The sequence below is a fragment of the Listeria innocua genome, assembly GCF_028596125.1.
In the GTDB taxonomy this organism is placed as follows: domain Bacteria; phylum Bacillota; class Bacilli; order Lactobacillales; family Listeriaceae; genus Listeria; species Listeria innocua.
In genome coordinates this window covers 1096463-1118207 of record NZ_CP117229.1, presented here as the reverse complement: position 1 = coordinate 1118207, position 21745 = coordinate 1096463, and the positions used below count along the sequence as shown (strand labels likewise).

At 38.6% G+C, this 21745-nt stretch carries 25 protein-coding genes and 1 riboswitch; of the genes, 1 reads left to right on the top strand and 24 read right to left on the bottom strand.

Features of this window, described 5'->3' with window-relative positions; all coding sequences use genetic code 11:
• Window position 1: 1 nt before the first annotated feature.
• From PQQ29_RS06150 to cblT, 7 genes are all read right to left on the bottom strand, one after another.
• A complete protein-coding gene (locus tag PQQ29_RS06150) occupies window positions 2–571 on the bottom strand; it encodes a decarboxylating cobalt-precorrin-6B (C(15))-methyltransferase (RefSeq protein WP_010990802.1) in 570 nt (189 codons plus the stop codon).
• A complete protein-coding gene (locus tag PQQ29_RS06145) occupies window positions 561–1157 on the bottom strand; it encodes a cobalt-precorrin-7 (C(5))-methyltransferase (RefSeq protein WP_003771482.1) in 597 nt (198 codons plus the stop codon). The genes PQQ29_RS06150 and PQQ29_RS06145 overlap by 11 nt, the downstream gene beginning before the upstream one ends.
• Window positions 1154–2275 (bottom strand): cobalt-precorrin-5B (C(1))-methyltransferase CbiD, encoded by a 1122-nt coding sequence (cbiD, locus tag PQQ29_RS06140; RefSeq protein WP_010990801.1) that lies wholly within the window; start codon window positions 2273–2275, stop codon window positions 1154–1156. The genes PQQ29_RS06145 and cbiD overlap by 4 nt, the downstream gene beginning before the upstream one ends.
• Window positions 2276–2290: 15 nt before the next feature.
• On the bottom strand, window positions 2291–2923 hold the full coding sequence (locus tag PQQ29_RS06135; RefSeq protein WP_010990800.1) for a cobalt-precorrin-8 methylmutase: 633 nt from the start codon (window positions 2921–2923) through the stop codon (window positions 2291–2293).
• A gap of 12 nt (window positions 2924–2935) precedes the next feature.
• On the bottom strand, window positions 2936–3883 hold the full coding sequence (cbiB, locus tag PQQ29_RS06130) for an adenosylcobinamide-phosphate synthase CbiB (RefSeq protein WP_003771478.1): 948 nt from the start codon (window positions 3881–3883) through the stop codon (window positions 2936–2938).
• The gene (locus PQQ29_RS06125; RefSeq protein ID WP_010990799.1) at window positions 3880–5238 is read right to left on the bottom strand and encodes a cobyrinic acid a,c-diamide synthase CobB; all 1359 of its coding nucleotides are present in this window, start codon (window positions 5236–5238) and stop codon (window positions 3880–3882) included. The genes cbiB and PQQ29_RS06125 overlap by 4 nt, the downstream gene beginning before the upstream one ends.
• 161 nt (window positions 5239–5399) lie before the next feature.
• A riboswitch (cobalamin riboswitch) is annotated at window positions 5400–5595 on the bottom strand.
• Complete coding sequence (gene cblT / locus PQQ29_RS06120) at window positions 5570–6064, bottom strand: alpha-ribazole transporter (protein ID WP_003761812.1); 495 nt, start codon at window positions 6062–6064, stop codon at window positions 5570–5572. (Overlaps the previous riboswitch by 26 nt.)
• 313 nt (window positions 6065–6377) lie before the next feature.
• Here cblT and PQQ29_RS06115 point away from each other — a divergent pair, with 313 nt between their 5' ends.
• The gene (locus PQQ29_RS06115; RefSeq protein WP_003771472.1) at window positions 6378–6929 is read left to right on the top strand and encodes a helix-turn-helix transcriptional regulator; all 552 of its coding nucleotides are present in this window, start codon (window positions 6378–6380) and stop codon (window positions 6927–6929) included.
• A gap of 42 nt (window positions 6930–6971) precedes the next feature.
• Here PQQ29_RS06115 and PQQ29_RS06110 read toward each other — a convergent pair whose 3' ends face one another.
• From PQQ29_RS06110 to PQQ29_RS06030, 17 genes are all read right to left on the bottom strand, one after another.
• Window positions 6972–7418, bottom strand: a complete 447-nt coding sequence (locus tag PQQ29_RS06110; protein ID WP_003761805.1) for a cupin domain-containing protein — start codon at window positions 7416–7418, stop codon at window positions 6972–6974.
• Window positions 7411–8532, bottom strand: coding sequence for an ethanolamine utilization protein EutH (gene eutH / locus PQQ29_RS06105; protein WP_010990798.1), 1122 nt, complete (start codon window positions 8530–8532; stop codon window positions 7411–7413). Before eutH ends, PQQ29_RS06110 begins: the two co-directional genes overlap by 8 nt.
• Before the next feature lie 15 nt (window positions 8533–8547).
• Window positions 8548–9093, bottom strand: coding sequence for an ethanolamine utilization microcompartment shell protein (locus PQQ29_RS06100; protein WP_003761802.1), 546 nt, complete (start codon window positions 9091–9093; stop codon window positions 8548–8550).
• Window positions 9086–9355, bottom strand: coding sequence for a EutN/CcmL family microcompartment protein (locus tag PQQ29_RS06095; protein WP_003761800.1), 270 nt, complete (start codon window positions 9353–9355; stop codon window positions 9086–9088). Before PQQ29_RS06095 ends, PQQ29_RS06100 begins: the two co-directional genes overlap by 8 nt.
• Before the next feature lie 14 nt (window positions 9356–9369).
• Window positions 9370–9942: a TIGR02536 family ethanolamine utilization protein gene (locus PQQ29_RS06090; RefSeq protein WP_041918375.1), complete on the bottom strand. Its 573-nt coding sequence runs from the start codon at window positions 9940–9942 to the stop codon at window positions 9370–9372.
• Complete coding sequence (eutD, locus tag PQQ29_RS06085) at window positions 9939–10580, bottom strand: ethanolamine utilization phosphate acetyltransferase EutD (RefSeq protein ID WP_003761796.1); 642 nt, start codon at window positions 10578–10580, stop codon at window positions 9939–9941. Before eutD ends, PQQ29_RS06090 begins: the two co-directional genes overlap by 4 nt.
• A gap of 12 nt (window positions 10581–10592) precedes the next feature.
• A complete protein-coding gene (locus tag PQQ29_RS06080) occupies window positions 10593–11348 on the bottom strand; it encodes a hypothetical protein (protein WP_010990796.1) in 756 nt (251 codons plus the stop codon).
• Between the two features lie 165 nt (window positions 11349–11513).
• Window positions 11514–11798, bottom strand: a complete 285-nt coding sequence (locus PQQ29_RS06075) for a BMC domain-containing protein (RefSeq protein WP_003719393.1) — start codon at window positions 11796–11798, stop codon at window positions 11514–11516.
• 31 nt (window positions 11799–11829) lie between these two features.
• Entirely contained in the window at window positions 11830–13290 is a 1461-nt protein-coding gene (locus PQQ29_RS06070) for an acetaldehyde dehydrogenase (acetylating) (protein ID WP_003761793.1), read from the bottom strand.
• Complete coding sequence (locus PQQ29_RS06065) at window positions 13290–13787, bottom strand: BMC domain-containing protein (RefSeq protein WP_010990795.1); 498 nt, start codon at window positions 13785–13787, stop codon at window positions 13290–13292. The genes PQQ29_RS06070 and PQQ29_RS06065 overlap by 1 nt, the downstream gene beginning before the upstream one ends.
• A gap of 14 nt (window positions 13788–13801) precedes the next feature.
• The gene (eutL, locus tag PQQ29_RS06060) at window positions 13802–14455 is read right to left on the bottom strand and encodes an ethanolamine utilization microcompartment protein EutL (RefSeq protein ID WP_010990794.1); all 654 of its coding nucleotides are present in this window, start codon (window positions 14453–14455) and stop codon (window positions 13802–13804) included.
• A 22-nt stretch (window positions 14456–14477) separates the two neighbouring features.
• A complete protein-coding gene (gene eutC, locus PQQ29_RS06055; RefSeq protein WP_003761788.1) occupies window positions 14478–15359 on the bottom strand; it encodes an ethanolamine ammonia-lyase subunit EutC in 882 nt (293 codons plus the stop codon).
• Between the two features lie 19 nt (window positions 15360–15378).
• Window positions 15379–16743, bottom strand: coding sequence for an ethanolamine ammonia-lyase subunit EutB (locus tag PQQ29_RS06050; protein WP_003761786.1), 1365 nt, complete (start codon window positions 16741–16743; stop codon window positions 15379–15381).
• Window positions 16744–16784: 41 nt separating this feature from the next.
• Entirely contained in the window at window positions 16785–18206 is a 1422-nt protein-coding gene (gene eutA, locus PQQ29_RS06045; protein ID WP_010990793.1) for an ethanolamine ammonia-lyase reactivating factor EutA, read from the bottom strand.
• A gap of 90 nt (window positions 18207–18296) precedes the next feature.
• The gene (locus PQQ29_RS06040) at window positions 18297–19754 is read right to left on the bottom strand and encodes a sensor histidine kinase (RefSeq protein ID WP_003761781.1); all 1458 of its coding nucleotides are present in this window, start codon (window positions 19752–19754) and stop codon (window positions 18297–18299) included.
• Window positions 19747–20328, bottom strand: a complete 582-nt coding sequence (locus tag PQQ29_RS06035; RefSeq protein ID WP_003724712.1) for an ANTAR domain-containing response regulator — start codon at window positions 20326–20328, stop codon at window positions 19747–19749. The genes PQQ29_RS06040 and PQQ29_RS06035 overlap by 8 nt, the downstream gene beginning before the upstream one ends.
• A gap of 274 nt (window positions 20329–20602) precedes the next feature.
• Window positions 20603–21742, bottom strand: a complete 1140-nt coding sequence (locus PQQ29_RS06030) for a 1-propanol dehydrogenase PduQ (protein ID WP_003761778.1) — start codon at window positions 21740–21742, stop codon at window positions 20603–20605.
• Between the last annotated feature and the right edge of the window lie 3 nt (window positions 21743–21745).

Genomic DNA, 21745 nt, shown 5'->3' with positions numbered 1-21745 from the left:
TTCACTCCTCTAGTTTTTTACAGCCAATAATGACGGTTGGGTTCTGTGGTTCAAAATAATGTCCAGCTCCGAGTTTATGCCAATTTGAAACTTGAATTTGCTTCATTGTCAATTCACTCACTGGTAATTTTTCTAAATGGTTCATTGCTTGTAAGGCATTTTCTAATAAAATAAAATTAAGTACCAAGCGACCGCCTAGTTTCAAATGAACCAACGACCAGTCGATAATATCGGTTAAATTCCCACCACTACCACCAATAAAAATGGCATCAAATTTCTCTTCCTGAGATAATTCGATTGGTGCATATGCTTCGATGACTGCAACATTTTCTACGCCGAATTTGGCTTGGTTTTGTTTAATTAAGTCCACCGCATCTTTATTTCGTTCAATTGCAGTAACTTTGATATGTGGAAAATTATAAGCTACTTGAAGTCCAACGCTTCCAGTTCCAGCGCCAACATCTAGCAGTTTTTTACTTGTATTATCTAATCCGAGTAAATCAATACTTATTGCTCTCACTTCGCTTTTTGTCATCGGAACTTTTCCGCGAATAAATACGTCATCTTTCATCGACAATCACCACAACATTCATATCGTATTTTTTTTCAACTTCCTCTGGTCTTAGCTTATGAATTCGTTCTTCTGTTGAACTTAAATTTTCACCGATAAACATGATTTTTTTTAGATTTCGTTTTGAGATTTCAGCAGCTATTTCGTATGGTCCAATAATGGAATCTGTTACCATTGCGACTTTTTCATGTTGGAGCAAAAAATCGAAATTTGGTGTTTTACCATGGCTGCTCGTTATAAAACAATCATTCATCGGCAGCTTGATTTGGTGAAACATCATCTGGATTGCACTGATTCCCGGGATAATATGAATATCTTCTGAAAAATTCGTCATCGCCCAGTTGCCAATCCCGTAGAGCAGTGGATCGCCTGATGCTAAAATCACGACGTTTTTATTTTGATGAGGAATATTTTTTAAATCTGCTAATTTTTTCGGTAACAATAGGCACGTTGCAGTTGTTAATTCAGCTATTTCTTGTAATTGTCTTTTCGATCCATACACTGAATCTGCTGAAGATAAAGCTTGTCTTGCTGCGTTTATTAGCAAATTCGTATCTCCTGGTCCGATTCCAACCACTGTAATCATCGCCATTCCTCCCGCAATACTTCTATGTCTTTCGTTGCAGCAAGTAAGCCTCTTTCAGTTGAAAATGTAACGACATCAATTTCCACACTTGGCTTAGTGAATTTCAAGAAGCGTTCTGACCTTGCTTTGATTTTTTGTGCGATTACCTCATAAACTTGAGTAAAACCAGCTGCTTCAATTAATTCGCCTGCAGCCTCTGTCGTATTACACTTCTCTACTTCTTGTAAAAGTGATAATGGTGCGCCGAGTAAAGCCAAGTTAGCCACCAAGATTTCTGCCCGCGCATCCGCATCCTTGCTATAGGTCGTAAAAATACCAGCTGAAACCTTCACTAATTTGCCAAAATGCCCAACCATCAATACTTTCTTAAATGCGAGTCGTTGGGTTTCTTTCAACATGTAACCAACGAAATTACTCATGGAAACGATGTTATCACTCGCAAAACCAAGCGTATTTTGAACAAAATCATCGCCGTAATTACCTGGAACAAGAATAATTTGGTCAAGTCCTTGGTTCCGTTTCATTTCGAGCTCCATTGATAATGATTTTTTCCAGCCTTCATCCGACATCGGTGTGACAATACCTGTCGTTCCTAAAATGGAAATCCCGCCGATAATACCGAGGTTGCTATTCATTGTTCGTTTCGCGCGTTCTTCCCCTTCAGGAGCATATACTAAAATGGTTGCGCCACGATTTTCGCCAAGTGATTCGCGTACTGTAGCTAAAATATTTTTCCTTGGTGCCGGATTAATTGCCGCTTCACCCACTTCAACCGAAATACCCTTTTGTGTTGCGCGACCAATTCCAACGCCTCCATCTAAAGTAACTTCCGGACTATCTGTTAATTCGACATCAACAAAAATCCACATGCCGTGTGTGGCATCAATATCATCCCCGCCATCTTTTTGAACAGCTGCAGTTGCCTTTTTTTCAGAAAACTGTTGATAGGCAACGGGGATTTCAAGAATAGTTCCACCTGTTGTTGTGACTTTAACCGCGCTTACTTCTTCTTGGTTTTCTATCATTTCGACACACGCTTTAGCCGCGGCAGCTGCACACGTTCCAGTTGTATAGCCTTTACGATATTTTTTGCCATTATAATAAATAAAATCTTCCACTGCTCGTCGCCTTCTTTACATCGTAATCAAGATTGCATTAATGATTGCCGCGGCAAGGTTACTACCGCCTTTTCTACCACGAGCGACAATTGCTGGAATGTCGGTTTCAAGAATTTCTTCTTTACATTCAGCTGCCCCGACAAATCCGACAGGCACTGCAACGACCGCCTCTGCTTGTAATTGCCCGCTTTCCGTCATTTCGATAATTTTATAAACCGCAGTTGGCGCGTTCCCTAGGACAAATATTTTCGGTCCATCTTTTAAAGAAGCAAGTTTAATTCCGGCCATTGAGCGCGTGATGCCATGCTGTTTGGCAATTTCGATCGTTTCTGGATCACTCACATAACAGTGATAACTACAGCCAAGTTCATCTAACAGCCGTTTATTAATACCACTAAGCGCCATATTAGTATCTGTAAAAATGGTTCCTTTATTTTTAAGAACATGAATAATTTTTTGGATAACATCTTGTTGAAAAACGAGGCTATCCAAGTAATCAAAATCTGCTGTCGTATGTATCGCACGTTTGATAATGGCTTCCTCTAGTTTGTTTTGAAATGTATAATCTGGTCGAATATCGTCAATAATTTGTTGAATGATTTCAAAACTTTTCTCTTCAATTTTGGCTGGATTTTTAATGTAGTTCATTGTGCCACTCCTTTAAAATAGTATTAAATGTATACTGATAAAAATTAGAAAAGCAATAATGGAAGCTGTGTATAGTAAGTGAATTGTTTGACTGATTTCTTTTTGTGTAACGGCTTTTGTTCCACTGCCGATGGTTGGTTTAACAACTGTCTCGCCGAAATATTCATGGGTGCCACCAAGTGTTATCCCAAGCGCTCCTGCTACCGCGCCTTCTGGATATGCGCAATTGGGACTTGTATGATTTTTCCGGTCACGAAGCCCTATCCGCCATGCAGTGCGTCCATCATACTTCAAAATAAAACTCGCAATCACAAGGAAAAACCAAGATAGCCTTGCTGGAATGAAATTGGCCAAATCATCCATTTTTGCGGAAACAAAACCAATGGCGCGATATTTTTCATTTTTATAACCGACCATCGAATCAAGTGTGTTCACGGCTTTATACATCAAGGCTAGCACAGGTCCTCCAATGAATAAGTAAAATAATGGTGCTATAACGCCATCTGCTGTGTTTTCCGCCACGGTTTCAATGGTGGCTTTACTGATTTGTTCTGCCGTAAGCTTGTCTGTATCCCGACCAACTATCATCCCAACTTGTACTCTAGCCGCTTCTAAATCACCATCCGCGAGTGTTCGCTGAATTTTCCGCGCCTCCTTCGCAAGGCAAGTCATCGCAAGTGTCGTATACCCTAAGTAAATAAACACCGCCGCATAAAGCCAAAAAGCAATTTTTGCACTAATATAAAGGATGAGCCACGAAACAATTCCCGTCATTCCAACTGTAAGAATGAATAATAGGCCTCCAGCAAAATACAGTGATTTACCATGAAAAATTTTCCGCAAAGCGTTCGTTAATAATTGAATAAAGTTACCAATTACCTTGATAGGATGAGGCCAGCTGTAAGGGTCACCTAGTATGAAATCTAAAATAAACGATATGGTATAAAAGAGTACGCTCATCTCTTTCCAGCTCCAAACATCTGCATTAAAATGGCCGGATTTTGGTAGAAGTGGATATGGAGATAACTGGCAAAAGTATTGCCTTTTTGATAACCACCACGCCACTCTTTAACTATTTCACCGTCACGTTTTTTTGAAAGTTTCATACAAGCTGTTTCAGTCGTTTCAAAAACAGAATGATGAAATTCATGCCCGCGAATCGACATCCCTTTTTTGCCGATTAACGTTTCTTCTAAAGGTTCCGCGATACAGTAGCCAAACTTCCGCAGCCTTGTTGTCATCTTACTAATACCGTTAAAAACTCCCACCATTTCATACTGTTTTCCTTCCATTTCTAAACTCGAACCAAGGTACATCAACCCACCACATTCGGCGTAAATTGGAATGCCCTTTTCGTGCGCAGCCAAAATTGACTTCCGCATAGATCTGTTGTCATTAAGCTGCTTGGCAAAAATTTCTGGAAAACCGCCGCCAATATAGATGAAATCTGCTTCCGGAACCTCGTTATCCTCAAGCGGGCTAAATGGAATTAACTCTGCCCCAGTCAAACGAATCAGATCCAAGTTATCTTGATAATAAAAGTGAAATGCTGCATCTAGCGCATAAGCGACACGAAGCCCAGAAAAATCTGCTACTTTCATTTGCGCTTTAGAAGTAGATAAGTTCTCACTAGATTTGCTTATTTCGAGTAATTTGTCTAAATCCACATGCGTGGTAATGAGGTCAGAAAGTAGCTCCCATTTTGCTTCGAGCTCAGTCATTTCTTCTTGTGGTACTAATCCTAGATGCCGTTCTGGAAGTGCCACTGCCGCATTTTTTGGCAAGTAACCTAACACTGGTACATCCGTATAACGCTCAATCGCCCCTTTGATTAAAGAAAAATGGTTTTCTGAGGCAACTCGATTAATAATGACGCCAGCAATTTTAAGTTCCGGATCAAAACGATTGAATCCGTCAACAATCGCCGCTGCTGAAGTCGAAATAGCTTTTCCATCCACAACTAAAATGACTGGTGTCTTTGTGCATTTGGCAATAAAGGAAGTACTGGCATTATCGCGATCAGTCCCAAGCCCATCAAATAATCCCATCACTCCTTCAATGACCGAAATATCAGCAGACTCGCCGTGCTTTTGAAAAAGGGACGCTAGCATCTCGTCATCATCAATGAGAAAACTATCTAAATTAATGGAAGCAACACCTGTAATTGCTTGATGATAGTTCGTATCAATATAATCTGGACCTACTTTAAATGGCTGAACCGCGAAGCCTCTTTTTTTCAAAGCTTGCATAATTCCGAGGGTTACGGTTGTTTTTCCTGCACCACTTGATGCGGCTGCAATTAAGATTTTGTTCATCTTTTTTCACCTTTCGCTTTAGCCATAAAAAAAGACGCCAAACAGAACTTTGGCGTCTTTTAGAGATTTAACATCAATAAGAATTCTATGTAGCACAAAGAAACTTTCTTATCATGAAAATCTGTTTAATAAAGACAACTCGCTCCCTTAGAAGTTGTTTTTGGATATCGAATATACTAGCGGTCTCCTGACTTATCATCAACCTACTCACCAGTCTTCCCGGAATTTCTTCCAGTGACATATGTTTGGCTTTCGTCCGAATTACAGTAGCTAGGGCCTGTAGAGGATTTCCACCTCTTTCCCGGATTAATATATTCACCTATTTAGTTGTTTAGTACCCGGCAATTCGTCTTTTCCAGCGTTCTGGTAATACTTGGTAAACGACTTCTGCGACAAAAATGTTGCAAATCGAACCAATAGCTAGAACCGGAAATAACACAAATACCGCTTGATGCATTAATGGATAAAGCGCAAGTAATGATAACGGACAATTAAAAACAAAAGCGACAACACTAGAAGCACTAATAGCAACTAGTTGATTCTTTTCAGCTAGCTTGTGGCGCGTAAATCCATAAGCAATCATCGTTACGCCCATCATTCCAGCAACAATCAAATGAATCGGTAGTGTCAGCGGAAATCCCGCAAGTAAAGCTGATGTTAAATGACCGAAAATCCCAAGCACTGCACCGTACATCGGACCAAGCAGCAAAGTCCCAATAAAAGCTGGGGCTGCGTCAAATGCAACAGAACCCATTAATTTTATGTTTGCGCCAATTACACACATTGCAATCAACATCGCACATAATACTAATTTTTGAATCTTCAATTGAAAAGATCACCCTCTCGTGAAAGCGTTATTTCCATCTCATTATATCCCTGTTAAAACACTGGTACAAGGGCACTAACAGGCTAGAAAGCAAAATAGTGCAAGCTTTTAAAATCGTATTTTTTTCATTGTATACACTTAAAATAGCCACCAGTGTGAACTTTTTCTCAATTTCTCTAATTCACAAAGCAAAAATGACAATATTTTGTTATAAAAAAGAATTTATTGTTCTGTTTAAAATGCAGGATAAAACGTTATTTTAAGCGATTTTATGGTATAATTAGTGCAAGAATAAAATAAGGAGGGAAGATTTTTGGAGAAAGAAAAAGTAGTAAATATTCAACCTTTGATGAATAGTCAGGTAGAAAATCAATTTACCCAACAAATTCAAGAAGACTTCAACAAAAAAAATCCAGATCACTCTGCCCTACTTCATTCGCTCGAAACAGTCGAAGTACTTGATGTTTTAAGTGACTACTACACCGCTCACGAAAAACAAAAACAACCCAAAAAAGAAGCTGCCACATCCAGTAAAACGAGTGGTGAACATAAAGAAATCAAACAAGCTATTCGCTACATTAAAAAGAACATTCATCGTTCCATCACTCTAGAAGAAGTAGCCAATTATGTTTATTTAAGCCCCTTTTATTTAAGTAAATTATTTAAAAACGAATTGAATATCAATTTTATTAATTACGTCAATGAACAAAAAATGCTATATGCAAAGGAACAACTAGAAAAAAGTGACTGGGCCGTCCACACGATTGCAAAGAATTTAGGATTTTCGCGTGCTAGTTATTTTTGCAAAGTCTTTAAGAAAGAGTTCGATATGACTCCTAAAGAATATCGCGATTCACTTAAATAAAAAACGATTTCAGCAAATGTTGCCGAAATCGTTTTTTTATGATTATTGTGACTGCCAATCAGCCGGATAAGTAACATAAATGAATCTCGCTTCTCCAGTTACAGAGAACTTAATTTGGCTTCCTTTTGGAATGAAAATCAGTTCGCCTGGTCCTGCAGAAACATTTCTACCATCGATGACAACATCTAGTCTGCCTTCAATAATATAATCTACTTCATCGTAATCTAAGAACCAATCAAATGTTGTATCTTTCATTTCCATTAGACCAAAACCTAGACGTTTACTTTCTTCTAATGTTACTAAATCTTTTGTATAAACAACATCACTAGGGTTACCAGTATCTAAACGGTCTTCTTCAGAAACTCTTACTTCTGGAAGTTTAACGGATAAAATACCACTTGGGTCAACGTGTTTGGAACTTTGACCCATTTTTTCTAGGACAACTTGTTTTACTAGCTGCTCAATTAATTCTTTACTAATATCAGCCATTATCTTTCACCGCCGTTTGTTCTTTTGCTTTATTTTTCTTCATCATTCGGTTAGCCATGTAGATAGCTACAGCTACTGCAGTTACTCCTCCGACAAGTTTTCCGACAATCATCGGGAAAATCATATCTTGGGCAACCCCAGCTGTGAAACCTAGATGATCCCCTAAAACAAAGGCCGCAGATACTGCAAAAGCAACGTTAATAATTTTACCGCGCTCATCCATATCTTTTAGCATTTGGAACATTGGGATACTATTTGCAAGTGTCGCAACCATACCAGCCGCTGCAACTTCATTCATACCAAGTAATTTACCCATTTTCATAAGTGGTTTGTTGAACACTTTCGTAATAACAAAAACTAAACAGAAAGCTCCTGCTAGAACTAGTGCGATACCACCAACGATTTCGATACCTTCGCCAATTGGTGCAATTCCTGGAATAATAGTTAAACCAGTAAGTTGTTGAATAGCTCCAGCCACAAGTCCGATAGTAGCAACAATTACTACCCCTTTTCCGAAAATCGTAAAGCCTTTAATCATGCCTTCTGGTTTGAACCAAAGACCTAACATAATAAGTACAGCTACAAGAAGAATTGGTACTAAGTTTTTGAAAATCATGATTGGTGAAAATCCAGCTACAAGACCACCGATTAAACAACCGATTGGAATCGTAATAATACCAGATAGTACACCAGTCGCTAGGTATTTATGGTCTTCTTTTTTAATAATTCCAAGTGCTACTGGAATCGTGAAAACAATTGTTGGTCCCATCATTGAGCCTAAAATAGCTCCTGCAAAAAGACCAGCATCAGGCGTTAGCGCAAGTTCTTGAGCTAGCGCAAAACCACCCATATCATTCGCAAGTAAAGTTGTAGCAAACATTGCTGGGTCAGCCCCAAGCGCTGTATAAATTGGTACAACAATCGGGCTTAAAATTTTCGCTAAAACTGGTGCTAAAGTAATAATACCGACCATAGCTAGAGTTAGCGATCCCATTGCCATAATACCTTCTTCAAATTGTGCTCCTAAGCCAAATTTGTTACCGATAATTTTGTCAATGGCTCCTAGAATCATAAAGATTACCATTAAATAAATAATAATTTCATTAATGCTCAAAAGTGTTCCTCCATTCTATAGATAGCGTTTTAAAAGTTCATCAGGAGAAGGAATGACCGTATGATGTATCACCTTTTTTGGTTCTGCGGTTTCGATTAGAATCCGCATCCCTTCTTGAATAGCACTAACTTCCCCTGTAAAAACAGCCACAAATTTCCCACCAATCGAAGCACCGAGCGTCATTCGTTTTAAATGAATAGCTGATTTTTTTAGCGCTTCATTCACCGCGTTTAGCCCAGCACCCAATTGACTGATTTCGATAATTCCTACTGCATCAACATCAACTTTAGGGTGTTTATTGTTTAGAAAAGCAAGTAATTCTTCGTGCGCCATATGCAAAATATAAGAAGAAACATGAAATTTCCCTGCTTCTTCTTTTGCATCTTGCATCGCACTAGTAAGTTCACCGGAAGCACCTTGCAAAATAATCAAAAATTTACCAGGACATGTCGGACGAAAAGTAAATAAAGTTACATTGCCAGCTTTTAAAAAAACATCGGCCATTTCGTAACCTTTACTTATGCTCCTGAGTTCAAGAATACCTAAGGACTGTTCAGCCATAACGTTCTACCGAGTCGATAATGCCGACGATACACGCGTCCACTGGTATTGTATTATCCCCAGTAGATGCTCGTGCTGCGCTACCAGTTGTAACGAGCACGAGATCACCGTTTCCTGCTCCGGCATTATCAGCTGCCACTATGGAATGTCTTTTATCTTCCACTTCATCGGTACAAATCTCTACTAGTAGTAGTTTTAAACCATTCAGTTTTTCATCTTTTCTTGTCGCCCATAAACTCCCGGTAACTTTTCCAATTTGCATGCCGCTCTTCCTTCCTAACTTTCTTTAATGCTAATTCGGTTTTCCTGTAAATAATCTTTTGCAAGTGGTGTTAAGAAACTTCCCTCTGGCAAAATGAATTCGCTTTTGTTCTTCGTGAGTTTAATCACATCTTGTTCGCTAATTACTTTGCTCGTTTTCACGTTTTTCACCGGATTATCGATATATTCTACGCCAAAACGAGCGAGTTTTTCTTCATATTCTTGAAGGAGCTGTCTGATACCATATTTAGCAGAACGTTTATAAGCATTTGCTTTAATTCCGCTTTTCATGATCCAAGTAGGACGTTCTTCTAAAAGATGATCTGTGATAAATTGTTCTTTTTTATTCATTGGTGCAAGCAAACTGATTCGAGCTAATTCAGCGATTTCCATTTCTTCTAATAATAAAATGTCACAGGTACGTTCAGAACGATCATAAAGCGAAACTTGATATTCTTTTTGATAACACTGTCTGAGAGTGTGTTCTGAATCTTGCCCCATGATAATCATTTTTTTATCTGGAAGTTGTAATCGTCTCATGACTTCCTCGGTGACGGCTTTTATTAGAGCTTCCATTTCCATACTCATTTTGCCTTTGTTTTCTTAATTATTTGACCTCGAATTCCCTTTTTAAAGCCGCATGCGTTGGCTTCGTCGTAATCAATATGCATATATGTAGCAAAATCAGGGCTAATTCGAACGACCACATCGTCAAAAATCAGTGGTCTGTCGCCATTAATTTTCACTTGAACAATTTCACTTTGTGTTACTTGTTGTTTTGCTGCATCTTCTGGCGTCATATGAATATGGCGTTTTGCAACAATAAGTCCTTCAGTTAATTGAACACTGTTTTTAGCAGATAAAAGTAAAATTCCTGGTGTCCCGGCTATGTCTCCACTTTCGCGGACAGGTGCTTTAATACCAAGTGCGGTACCGTCTGTAGCACTAATTTCTACTTGTGTTTTTTTACGGATTGGTCCAAGAATTACTACGTTATGAATCACGCTTTTTGGTCCAACAATGCTAATTCTTTCTTTACAAACATATTGACCTGGTTGAGATAGGTCACGGAAATGAGTAAGTTCATACCCAGGTCCAAAAAGTGCATCAACTGTCTCACGATCTAAATGGACGTGACGACCGGATGCTTCTACTTCTACGCCAGTTTCAAGTAATGCACGGCGAGTGACTTCTTCAATAAGGCTTGTTATTAACTCATTATTCATGAATAAGCCTCCTTACTTTTTATATTCACCAGTTCTTACGCGGAACATTAGTATCCAAAACAAACTGGATAACCTGTTAAGCGCTTGAATAATATCTGGTCTTTTTACCGAATAATCCGCTTCCTTAAATGCTGCAAAAGCAGTTAATTCCGTTTCACGAACCATCGTTCTTAATTTGTTTAACCGAATAACAGCATTCCCCATCGTATAATCGGGCATAAAATGTGTCATTTGGTAGTATTTTTTCGGATTATGACTACGTTCCCGCAGTTCTTTTTCGTCCATTCCAAGCAAATTAACCGTTTCGATTTGCTCGTTTAAAACTTCCGATCGTACAATATTTCTTACAAAGGTGAGGATTTCTTGTAAATCTTCCGCAAGATCTTTAAATTCACTAGCAACAGAACACTGGGTTTCCAGGATTTCAGCTTCAAGCGTATCTAATTTTCCGCGGAAAGCGATTTGAGGATGGTCTTTAAATACAAGCAAGTTGCCGCGTAAATGCGTCATATGTTCTGGCTTTTCATCTACTGAACCACCATAAATCGTTTGGAATTTTGCTCTAGCAGTTTCTTTTTTCACTGGCTCCACTACTACTTTTGTTTCTGAAATTTCATCAATATAATGAAGGTCGATTTTCTTTTCAGATAAAAAACTCTTAGCTGATGGAGTAATAATCGTTCCTTTTTTTATATCTAATTTTTTCTTTGTTTTTAAATCGGTGTGTAAGTAGGCTTTTCGTAACTCATCTTCTGTCAAAATAGCCAAAGAACCACATCCTTTTGTCCCATTTACAATTGGTGTTAGTAATGATGGGAAGCTTTGTCTTGCTTAAATCTGGTAAAAAGCGAAAGTTTTAGGCATTTTCCGAGTCTGATGGAACCCTTATGCCCTACGCTCACGCTTTTTCCTGATTTATGTTAGAAATTTTTCTTATTCAGCGCTTTTTGGTAGAATTGCGTCTACTTCGCTGTGTGGACGTGGAATTACGTGTACAGATAATAATTCACCAACGCGTTCAGCTGCTGCTGCGCCTGCATCTGTTGCTGCTTTAACTGCGCCAACATCACCGCGAACCATAACTGTTACTAGACCGCCACCAACTTGTTCTTTACCCATAAGTGTTACGTTAGCTGCTTTCACCATTGCGTCTGCTGCTTCTACTGCTCCTACTAAACCTTTTGTTTCGATCATACCTAATGCGTTTGCGTTTGCCATTTTAAAATTCCTCCAATTAGTGTTTTATTTTTTATTTTAATTCTGCTAAAACTTTTTCTACTAAACTTTGGATGAGTGCGTCTGCATCAACCGAAAGTTCAGGTGTTGCTTGGTTTTCTTCTTTACGAATATCTTCTAACTCTAAAACGCCAGTAGCAATGCGACGAATGTTGAATAGATTTTCAGGTCCGATATTATCAGATGATGAACTTCCTCCAACTGCCCCACAACCAAGTGTTAAAGCAGGTACAAGATTTGTTGTTGCGCCAATTCCGCCAAGTGCTCCTGGTGTATTAACTAAGAGACGGGAAACTGGTTTTTTCAGTGCGAATTCGCGGATGATTTCTTTATCTTCAGAGTGGATGATTAAAGTATGTCCAGCTCCTTCGTGATAAAGAATATCCATGCTAAGTTCACAAGCTTCTTGCCAAGTTTCCGCTGTGTAGAAAGCCAAGATTGGTGCTAATTTTTCTCTTGAATAAGGGATTTTAGCGCCAACTTTTGTTTCTTCAGCGATAAGTACTCTTGCGTCAGCTGGAACAGTTAGACCAGCAAGGTTAGCGATATGTTGCACGCTTTTACCTACGATTGCTGGGTTCATGGATCCATTTGGACGTAAAATGAATTTACCAAGTTGAACAGCTTCTGCATCTGATAAGAAGTGTGCTCCTTGTTTTCTAAATTCAGCAATGACAGCTTCTTTATTCACACGTTCCACAACGACCGATTGCTCAGATGCGCAAATTGTTCCGTTATCGAATGTTTTAGAATCAAGAATATGTTTTACTGCGCGAGGGATGTTAGCGCTGCGTTCGATAAATGCTGGGCCGTTACCTGGGCCAACTCCAATTGCTGGAGTTCCAGATGAATAAGCGGCTTTTACCATAGCAGAACCACCTGTTGCAAGGATAACTGCTGTATCTTTGTGTTTCATCAGTTGATCTGTTCCTTGGATTGTTGGAACAGTCATACAGCTGATAGCGCCTTTTGGACAACCAGCTTTTTCTGCTGCTTCACTAATGATTCTTACTGTTTCAAGAATTGCTTTTAGTGCGTTTGGATGTGGAGAAAATACGATACTATTTCCTGCTTTAATCGAAATTAGTGTTTTGTAAATAACAGTGGATGTAGGGTTTGTTGATGGAATTAATCCTGCAACTACACCTAGTGGAACTGCAACCTCCATTACTTTCTTTTCGTTATCTTCTTTTAACATACCAATGGTTTTCATATCTTTGATGTAATTGTAGACGTGCTTGGAGGCGAAGACGTTTTTAATTACTTTGTCTTGCCAAATTCCAAAACCAGTTTCTTCATGTGCCATTTTTGCGAGTTTTTCGCGGGCATCATAACCGGCATCAGCAATCGCTTTTACAATTGTATCAATTTGTTGTTGGCTCATTGCAGCAAGTTCTTTTTGTGCTTTGTTAGCTGATTCAATGAGGTTACGAACTTCTTGGATTGAGCGTAAATCTTTATCTTCTAGTGCCACTAGTTTTCACTCCTTCCATAAATATCTTTTAGTGCGTGAACAAGTTTATCCTTGTTCGCATATTTAATCTTGCTTTTTGGGATAGGCACATTATCTAATGTGTAAGCAAGTTTCCTTAAATCAATAACTTTCATTTCGCGAAGTTTCTTTTCCGTTTCATCTGTAGTTGTTTTTACTTCTACGACTTCTTGGATAACTTCTTTTGTTTCTTCTATTTCTTGCTCAGCTTTTACAAAGAGTGATTTCGTTTCTTCACTCATTCTTGCTATCACGTGACTAGAAATGAGGCAACCTAAGCTTTCTGTAGCTGCTTTTCCTGCTTCCACTGCTGCATTTACAGCACCAACATCGCCTGTTAATTCAACTGTTGTTAAGCCACCTTTAATGACTTCACATCTAATTAATTCAACATTTGCTGCTTTTAAACAAGTATCAGCGGCAACCACAGCACCAAGGAAACCAGTGACTTCAATTAAACCAAGTGCTTCATTTGGCATTTTTTAGCACCACCTTAATATTGAAGTGGATTTTCAGCCACATTTTCTACTGCCATTTTGAACGCATCACAAGCAGCTTTACATGCAGATTGACTACCTGTTAAAAGTGCTCCACCGAAGTTAGTTTCGGATGGTGGTCCGTAGAAAGTTCCAATTGCTACGTCTGCTGCTTTAAGAGCTGCATCTAGAGCATACATAGCTTCAAGTGGCGGTGCGATTAAGTAAGCAATCGCTTGTCCTTCTGCTACATTTGCTTCTTTTGAAAGGAAAGAACCTGTTCTTGATACACAATGTGCAAAGTAAGGTACGCTATCATCTTCATTTGCACTAACAAAGCTAGCGCCATTTTCGATGAAGTCTACTGCAACTGAAAGGCCACTTTTTACTTCAGCTGGGCTTGGTCCGGCAATAATACCGATTACTTCACCAGCTAGTTTTGTGGATGCATTTCCAGCACCAGCATACATACTTTTCGCATAGACAACATCTACTTCTGCTGCTTTTGTTGCTTCATCAAGTGCTGTGTATGTAACATCATCACAATCAGATGTAATAATACCCAGACTTCTTTGATGCGGTTTTAAGTCAAGTTGTTTAAATAAACCATTGTCTACATTAGATACAACTTTGACGCTTAAAACGGATGCAGGTAATTTATCGTTTTTCATGAAGTTTCCTCCTCTAACAATTTTATTTTAAATCAATACCAGAACATTTTTTCTCAAGCATATTGTGAATTAATTCAGCAATATATGCGCCTGCTTCAACTGGTGGAGTTCCGCCGCTATGAATGTTAGAAATAACAGTACGACGAGCTTCTGGCATACCAACTGTTGGTTTATAAGCAATATAAGCACTCATAGATTCAGCAGTTACAAGACCTGGACGTTCGCCTACAAGTAAGCACACAACGTCAGCGCCAGTGATTTCGCCGATTTGATCCATGGATGGCACACGACAATGTTTTACAAAAATAATATTATCAAAGTCTAAGTTATACATTTTCAAACCTTGTTTAATAGAAGGTAATATGTCTTTGATGTTTGCTTCAATTGCTGCAGAACTAAGTCCGTCACCGACAACGATTTGTAGTTTCGCGTTTTTCGTAGTATTCGCACGAATCACTTCCACCATTTCATCATCAAATTCACGACCTAAGTCTGGACGAGTTAAGTATTCGTCTTTATCATGACATTTCGTATTTACTGGGATGAAGTTCATTTCTTTGACTAAATCCTCTGAAACATAAGAGAACACGGAATCTTGTGCAACAGCATGGTCCGCACGGAAACGAAGAATTGTTTCTGTTTTATAACGTGGACCAGCGCGCCATAAACCAAGTCTTGCTGGGGTCATTTGTTTCATTTTCAAATAGCCTTCGCGGTCAGCTGGTTCTGGTACTAGTAATTGTTTTTTAATGTCAACTTCAGTAATATCCGGGATGCTACCTTCTGTTACAACTGTTTCAACTACAGATTTAGTTGGCGCAGCTGCTACTGTATCGGTTGTTTTACCACCGGACATTTCCGTTAAAATGCCTTCAATCATTTGTTTTAATTCTTGTTCGTTCATCGCTTAGTTCCTCCCTTCCTTATTTTAGGAAAATAGATGCATCTCCAGCACGGCTAGTTAATTTACCATTTTCGCTGAATCCCATTTTTTCCATCCACTGATCAAATTCTTTAATCGGTTTTAGACCAAATAATTCACGTAAAGTAGCTGTTTCATGGTAACCAGTTGTTTGGTAGTTAAGCATTACGTCATCACCATGAGGAATACCCATGATAAAGTTACATCCTGCTGCAGTTAGAAGCACGGATAAGTTTTCTACGTCGTTTTGGTCGGCTTTCATATGGTTTGTGTAACATACGTCACAGCCCATAGAGATACCAGTTAATTTACCCATGAAGTGATCTTCTAGGCCGGCGCGAATTACTTGTTTGGAATCGTATAAATACTCAGGTCCGATAAATCCAACTACTGTATTCACTAGGAATGGATCAAATTTCTTCGCAAAACCATAACAGCGAGCTTCCATTGTTACTTGGTCTACGCCGAAATGAGCGTCAGAAGAAAGTTCAGAACCTTGTCCTGTTTCAAAATACATAACGTTTGGTCCAGTTGCAGCACCACTTTGAAGAGCTAATTGTCTAGCTTCTTCAATCGTTGCTCCGTCAAAACCGAAAGCTGTATTTCCTTTTTCAGAACCTGCGATAGATTGGAATACAAGACCAGTTGGAGCGCCGCGACGCATTGCTTCCATTTGAGTCTTCACGTGCGCTAGTACACAAGTTTGTGTTGGCACATCCCATTTACTACGAAATTCTTCAAATTTATTAAGTAAACGAACAACGCTATCAGTAGAATCATCTACTGGGTTAAGTCCGATTACCGCATCCCCAATACCGTAAGTTAATCCTTCCATTAAAGAAGCAAGGATACCATCAGGATCATCAGTTGGATGGTTTGGTTGTAGTCTAGCGGAGAAAGTTCCTGGAAGACCGATTGTTGTGTTCGCATGTGCGATAACACGAATTTTTTTCGCTCCATAAATTAAATCTAGGTTGGACATTAATTTTGTAACAGCAGCAATAATTTCTGATGTTAGGCCGCGTGCAACACGTTTAATGTCAGCATCTGTTGTTTTATGGTCTAAAATCCATTCCCGTAATTCTTCCACTGTCCAGTTTTTAATGGAATCATGGATACGTTCATTTACTTGGTCTTGAATAATACGGGTTACCTCATCTGTTTCATATGGGACAACCGGATTATTACGTAAATCTCCAAGCGTCATTTTAGAAAGCACCACTTTGGCAGCTACACGTTCTTCTGCAGATTCAGCAGCAACTCCGGCTAAACGGTCGCCCGATTTTTCTTCGTTTGCTTTTGCCAACACATCAGTGATGGATTTGAACTGGTATGTATGGCCGAATAAATTCGTTTTTAAAATCATTCGATAAATCCTCCTCTCAAAATTAAAGCTATTTATATGGATCAGTTAAAGACTAAGGTTTTTACTACTACTGGTAGCACTTTCCCGTCAGCAACTGGTTTTCCTATATCAATATAATCACCGTTATCGACTTTGACACTATCCAAACAAATCAGTGGATAGCCGGCTGGTAAATGCCCGAAAATACTTTGTCCGAGCGCTTTTGCCATGTCGTGCCAAGTAATGATAATTAGTGGGTGCCCAAGTGAAATCGGTTCTTTCATCCCCTCGCAAATGGCCTTTGCATATTCTGTTACTTGCTGGAAACTGGGGCTATTCTCCCCTTCAATTGCAAGTGCAATCCGTTCCATATCTTCATCTATTTTGAACCAGTTGAGTTTTTCCTTGATGACTTCTGCCATATTTTCATTTTCTTCTTGTTTGGCAAGTTTCAAAATAGGAATGTTTTTTACTGGGAAAATTTTCTCGGTATAAGTGATTGTACTACCACTAATTTCTGCTGTGTGTGAACCGGCTCCTACCACAGTTGCCCGTATGGTTTCGACAGATTCGATATACTTTTTTTCGGTCATCAAGCTAGATTCAGCTATTGACTTTCCGAGTAAAAGACCAATATCTCCGTATCTAAACGGATCACTTAAAGCACCAGTTGAAATACAATCAGCCACACCGCCTGAAAAAGAAATACATTCAATTTCAGCAAGGAATTTTAAGCCTTTATTTGTGATGATTGTTTCGTAAAAATCATTTGGAGCTCCAAGACCGACACTGTTTTTAAGTAACTCTACCATTTCACCTAGAATTGGTTGTAAATTTTCTGGCGAGGTTTTCTCACCTAGCGTGATTGGATAACCACGTTTTTCTATTAAAGCTTGAATTTTTGGGGCAATATAGGTGATTTTTCTTGTTTCACGGTCCACTTTGATTAACCGACCACCAATATCAAGGCATGCTGTATCAATAAGCTCACCGCGATCAAATAGCGATAAATTTGTTGTCCCGCCACCTATATCCAGATTCACAACACAAGTACTATTTTCTTTAGAATAAGTATGCGCACCTGCTCCTTTTCCAGCAATAATACTTTCTAAATCAGGTCCAGCTGTAGCAACGACAAAGTCTCCTGCAAAACCGCTCATCGCATCTAGAACGTTACTCGCATTATCTTTACGAGCCGTTTCACCTGTAATAATAACTGCCCCCATGCCGATTTCTTCTTTCTTAATCCCAGCATTCGCATATTCTTTCGTTACAAAATCACGAATTGCATCTACATCAATTAAATTATCAGCAAGAATCGGTGTAAAAAGAATCTCGCTTCTAAAAATGATTCGCTTATCTGAAATCACAATGCGCGGCACTGTGAAGCTTGATGCCATATTTTGAATTTCTAACTCGGATAAAATGAGTTGTGTTGTCGACGTACCAAGGTCAATCCCTACACTTAAAATCGTTTCCGTCAAAACCCTCACTCCTTTCTAGCAAAAAGAAAAAGCTTAAAGACAAATAACAGTATCGTTACTTGGCTTTAAGCTTCATCGCTTTTTTCATAGCTACTTCTTTGTAGCATGGATTGAATTGTATTTAAAATCGAACATTGTTTTAGTTCCATGTTCATTTGATTCAATTGTTACTTTACCGCGCAGTTTATCTTTGATGTAACTTTTGACAATGGAAAGTCCTAGGCTTTTTTCGGATACTTTCCGAACATTAAAGCCATGACCATTATCGCTTACTTCTGCGTGAATAATATTTTTTTCTTCTTTTATTTGTAGTAAAATTTCGCCTGATTCATTTGGATGGAAAGCATGATCATATGAATTTTGTAGTAGTTCATTCATAACAAGTGCTAGTGCCACGGTTCGGTCACTATCCAAGTAAATCCGTTTATCAATATCCATTCTAACTGCAACTTGCGGACAATCGTTACAACATCTTTCAATATTATAGGCGACTGCTTCAATTACCATATATAAGTTGATGCCGTCTTCCATCTGCTTGGATAAAAGTTCATGTGTAGCTGCAATTGCAAGGATACGACTGACACTCTCATTCAAAACCTTCTGTGCTTCCACGCTTGTAGAACGTCTGCCTTGAATTCTCAGCAGTGAAACAACTGATTGTAGATTATTCTTCACACGATGATGAATTTCGCGAATTGCCACCGATTTTGAAACGATTTCCGCTTCTTTCACTTTAATATCCGTGACATCATGTAAGATAAGGATAAAACGACATTCTTGTTCATCCTCTTCTTTCACAAAAATTTGCTTCATAATAAAGTAATTCCCGGCAATAACCACTTCTTTTTTTAATTGAACTGGCTGTTTTCCCGTTTCGATTTGATACATAATTGCATCAAACATCATCTGGTCGAGAGATAAATTATCATAATGCATTCCTTGGATATTTTCCATGTAGCCGAGTCGTTCATAATACTGGTCAGCAGCGCAGTTTTTTTGTTGTAAAATACCGTTACGATCAAAAATCAAGATTGCATCATCTAGTTGATCAGTAATAGAATCGGTTAATTTACTCATCGCGGAAAGTGTTGTAGAAACATCCCTATAGGCTGTTTCTTCATTGTCGATTTCAAAATGAGCTTTAATTTCTGCACTAATATCATTTTCTAGAATAAGTACGGCAATGACTCGTTGTTTGTTACGGATAGGATACACTTTTTGACGAATTAATACGTTTTCTTGTGTTTTGGCAAGCAAGTCGTTGGAGTTCATACCTGTTTCAAGTGTTCTAAGTACACCAGGTTCATTACTCCGAAGAGCAGTTTCTCCAACTACATTGTTTTTATAAAGTGACTTGGTTGATTTTGGCGGCGTATGATGAATAACAAGTGCTTCACTAGTAAGTTTGTTATAAACATCAATGAAAACATCTACATCTTGATACATGGAAGACTCGCTTAACGATTTTGCAGTATGTATTAATTCATCAATATCATATTCTGCCAAGTCCGTATAGCGTAAACACATTTCTCGAATCGTCTTAGTCATCGCTCATCACAATCGTTTCTGCGATTTCCATCATTGGACAACGTTTATCCATGCTCAGATTACGAATCATGTTGTAGGCTTCTTCCTCTGTGATGTTGTTCTCAATCATAAGCACACCTTTAGCTTTTTCAATCACTTTTCGTTCTTCTAATTTTTTTGTGAGCTTTTCTAATTGCTGCTCTAGTTTTCTTGTTTCTCGCCCTTTGGCAATACTCATTTCAACTGTTGGGATTAAACTTTTTTCATCAAGTGGTTTTACTAGATAACCTAATGCTCCGAATCCTTTTGCTTTTTCAGTGTTTTTGGGATCACTAAATGCGGTTAATAAAATAATACCGCCAGCAAGGCCTTCAGAAATAATCCGTTTCCCTGCTTTTAAACCGTCTAAGAGTGGCATTTGAATGTCCATAATAACAAGATCTGGTTGATGGCTTTTACAAAGTTCAATTGCTTCAAAACCATCTGTCGCTTCCCCTACAACATTGTAGTTCGCTTCTTCCAATATGTCTCGGATATCCATTCTTGTAATAGGTTCATCATCGGCTATTACAATTCTTCCATTCATTCCTGTCACGTCCTCTTCTTCTGCTATTGATTGATTCGTAACAAAGCTCTACGAAATCACTCTATAGAAGCATATACTTGAGCGAAAGAGTTAAAGAGCTAGAGAAAAAATTCTCCCAGAAAATAGAAAGAGCCCCTTAAAAATATTGTGCAATATTTTTGAGGGAGCCCCGTTGCTCTGCTATATTTATTATTCCACACGTCTTTGTGCTCGGTTCTATTATAAAGTAGCATGAAAACGATGTCAATAGGTTATTTGTTTCCAGTTGTGAAATAAATAACTTTTAAGCCAACATTTTTTCGAGAATCGCACTAACATCTGTTTCTGTCGGTGTTCTTGGATTAGTTGCAGTACAACCATCATTCAGCGCACCTTCCGCGATTTGCGCAATATGCTCGTTTAAATCGGTACGACTAACGCCACATTCAGATAATGTTGTTGGCATATTGAGTTTCTTTTGAAGTTGTTTAATTGCGTTAATTAAGCTACGAACGCCAAGTCTTGTATTGGAAGCTGGCATTTTTAGTAATTTGGCAATTGCTGTATAACGTTCTGCAGCACGGTTATCTGGATTGTTACCAAAATCACTTGTTAATCCAGCATTATAACTAATAACATGTGGCAAAAGTAAAGTATTCATACGACCATGTGGAATTTTAAACTTAGCACCGGCTGTGTGAGCGATACCATGGTTTAAACCAAGTGAGGTAATATTAAATGCCATACCTGCTAAACAAGAAGCATTATGCATTTTTTCGCGTGCTTCTAAATCATTTCCGTCTTTATAAGCGCGCTCCAAGTATGTGAATACTAATTGGATTACTTTTTCAGCCATTGCGTCCGAATAATCATTTGCTTTTGTGGAAACGTATGCTTCTAGCGCATGTGTGAGTACATCCATACCAGTGTCTGCTGTGATTGCAGGTGGAACAGATTTCACTAAATCCGCATCTAAAATCGCTTCATCCGGCAAAATAGCATCAGTAATAAGTGGATATTTAATTGCTTTTTCTTTATTCGTAATGACAGAAAAACTAGTAACTTCAGAACCAGTTCCACTTGTAGTTGGGATTACGATGAATGGCATTGCGCGCACCGTACCAAGTTTTTGACCAAAGAATTTCATCGCTTTCGCCGCATCAATCGCGGAACCACCACCGATAGCGATCATCAAGTTGGCATCACATTCGTTTAAAACTTCAATTCCAGCTACAACGTTTTCAATTGGCGGGTCAGGAATAATATCGCTAAAAATAGTATATGTATTCGACTTATCAATTTTTTCCGTAATAGCATTAATCATTCCTGAGCTCACCATAAATGGATCTGTTACGATGAAAATTTGTTTGTCTTTAAAATCCAGTAAACGATCTGTTGCTCCTTGGCCAATGTAAAGATCTGTTTTAAAACTAACTTTTTGCATGAG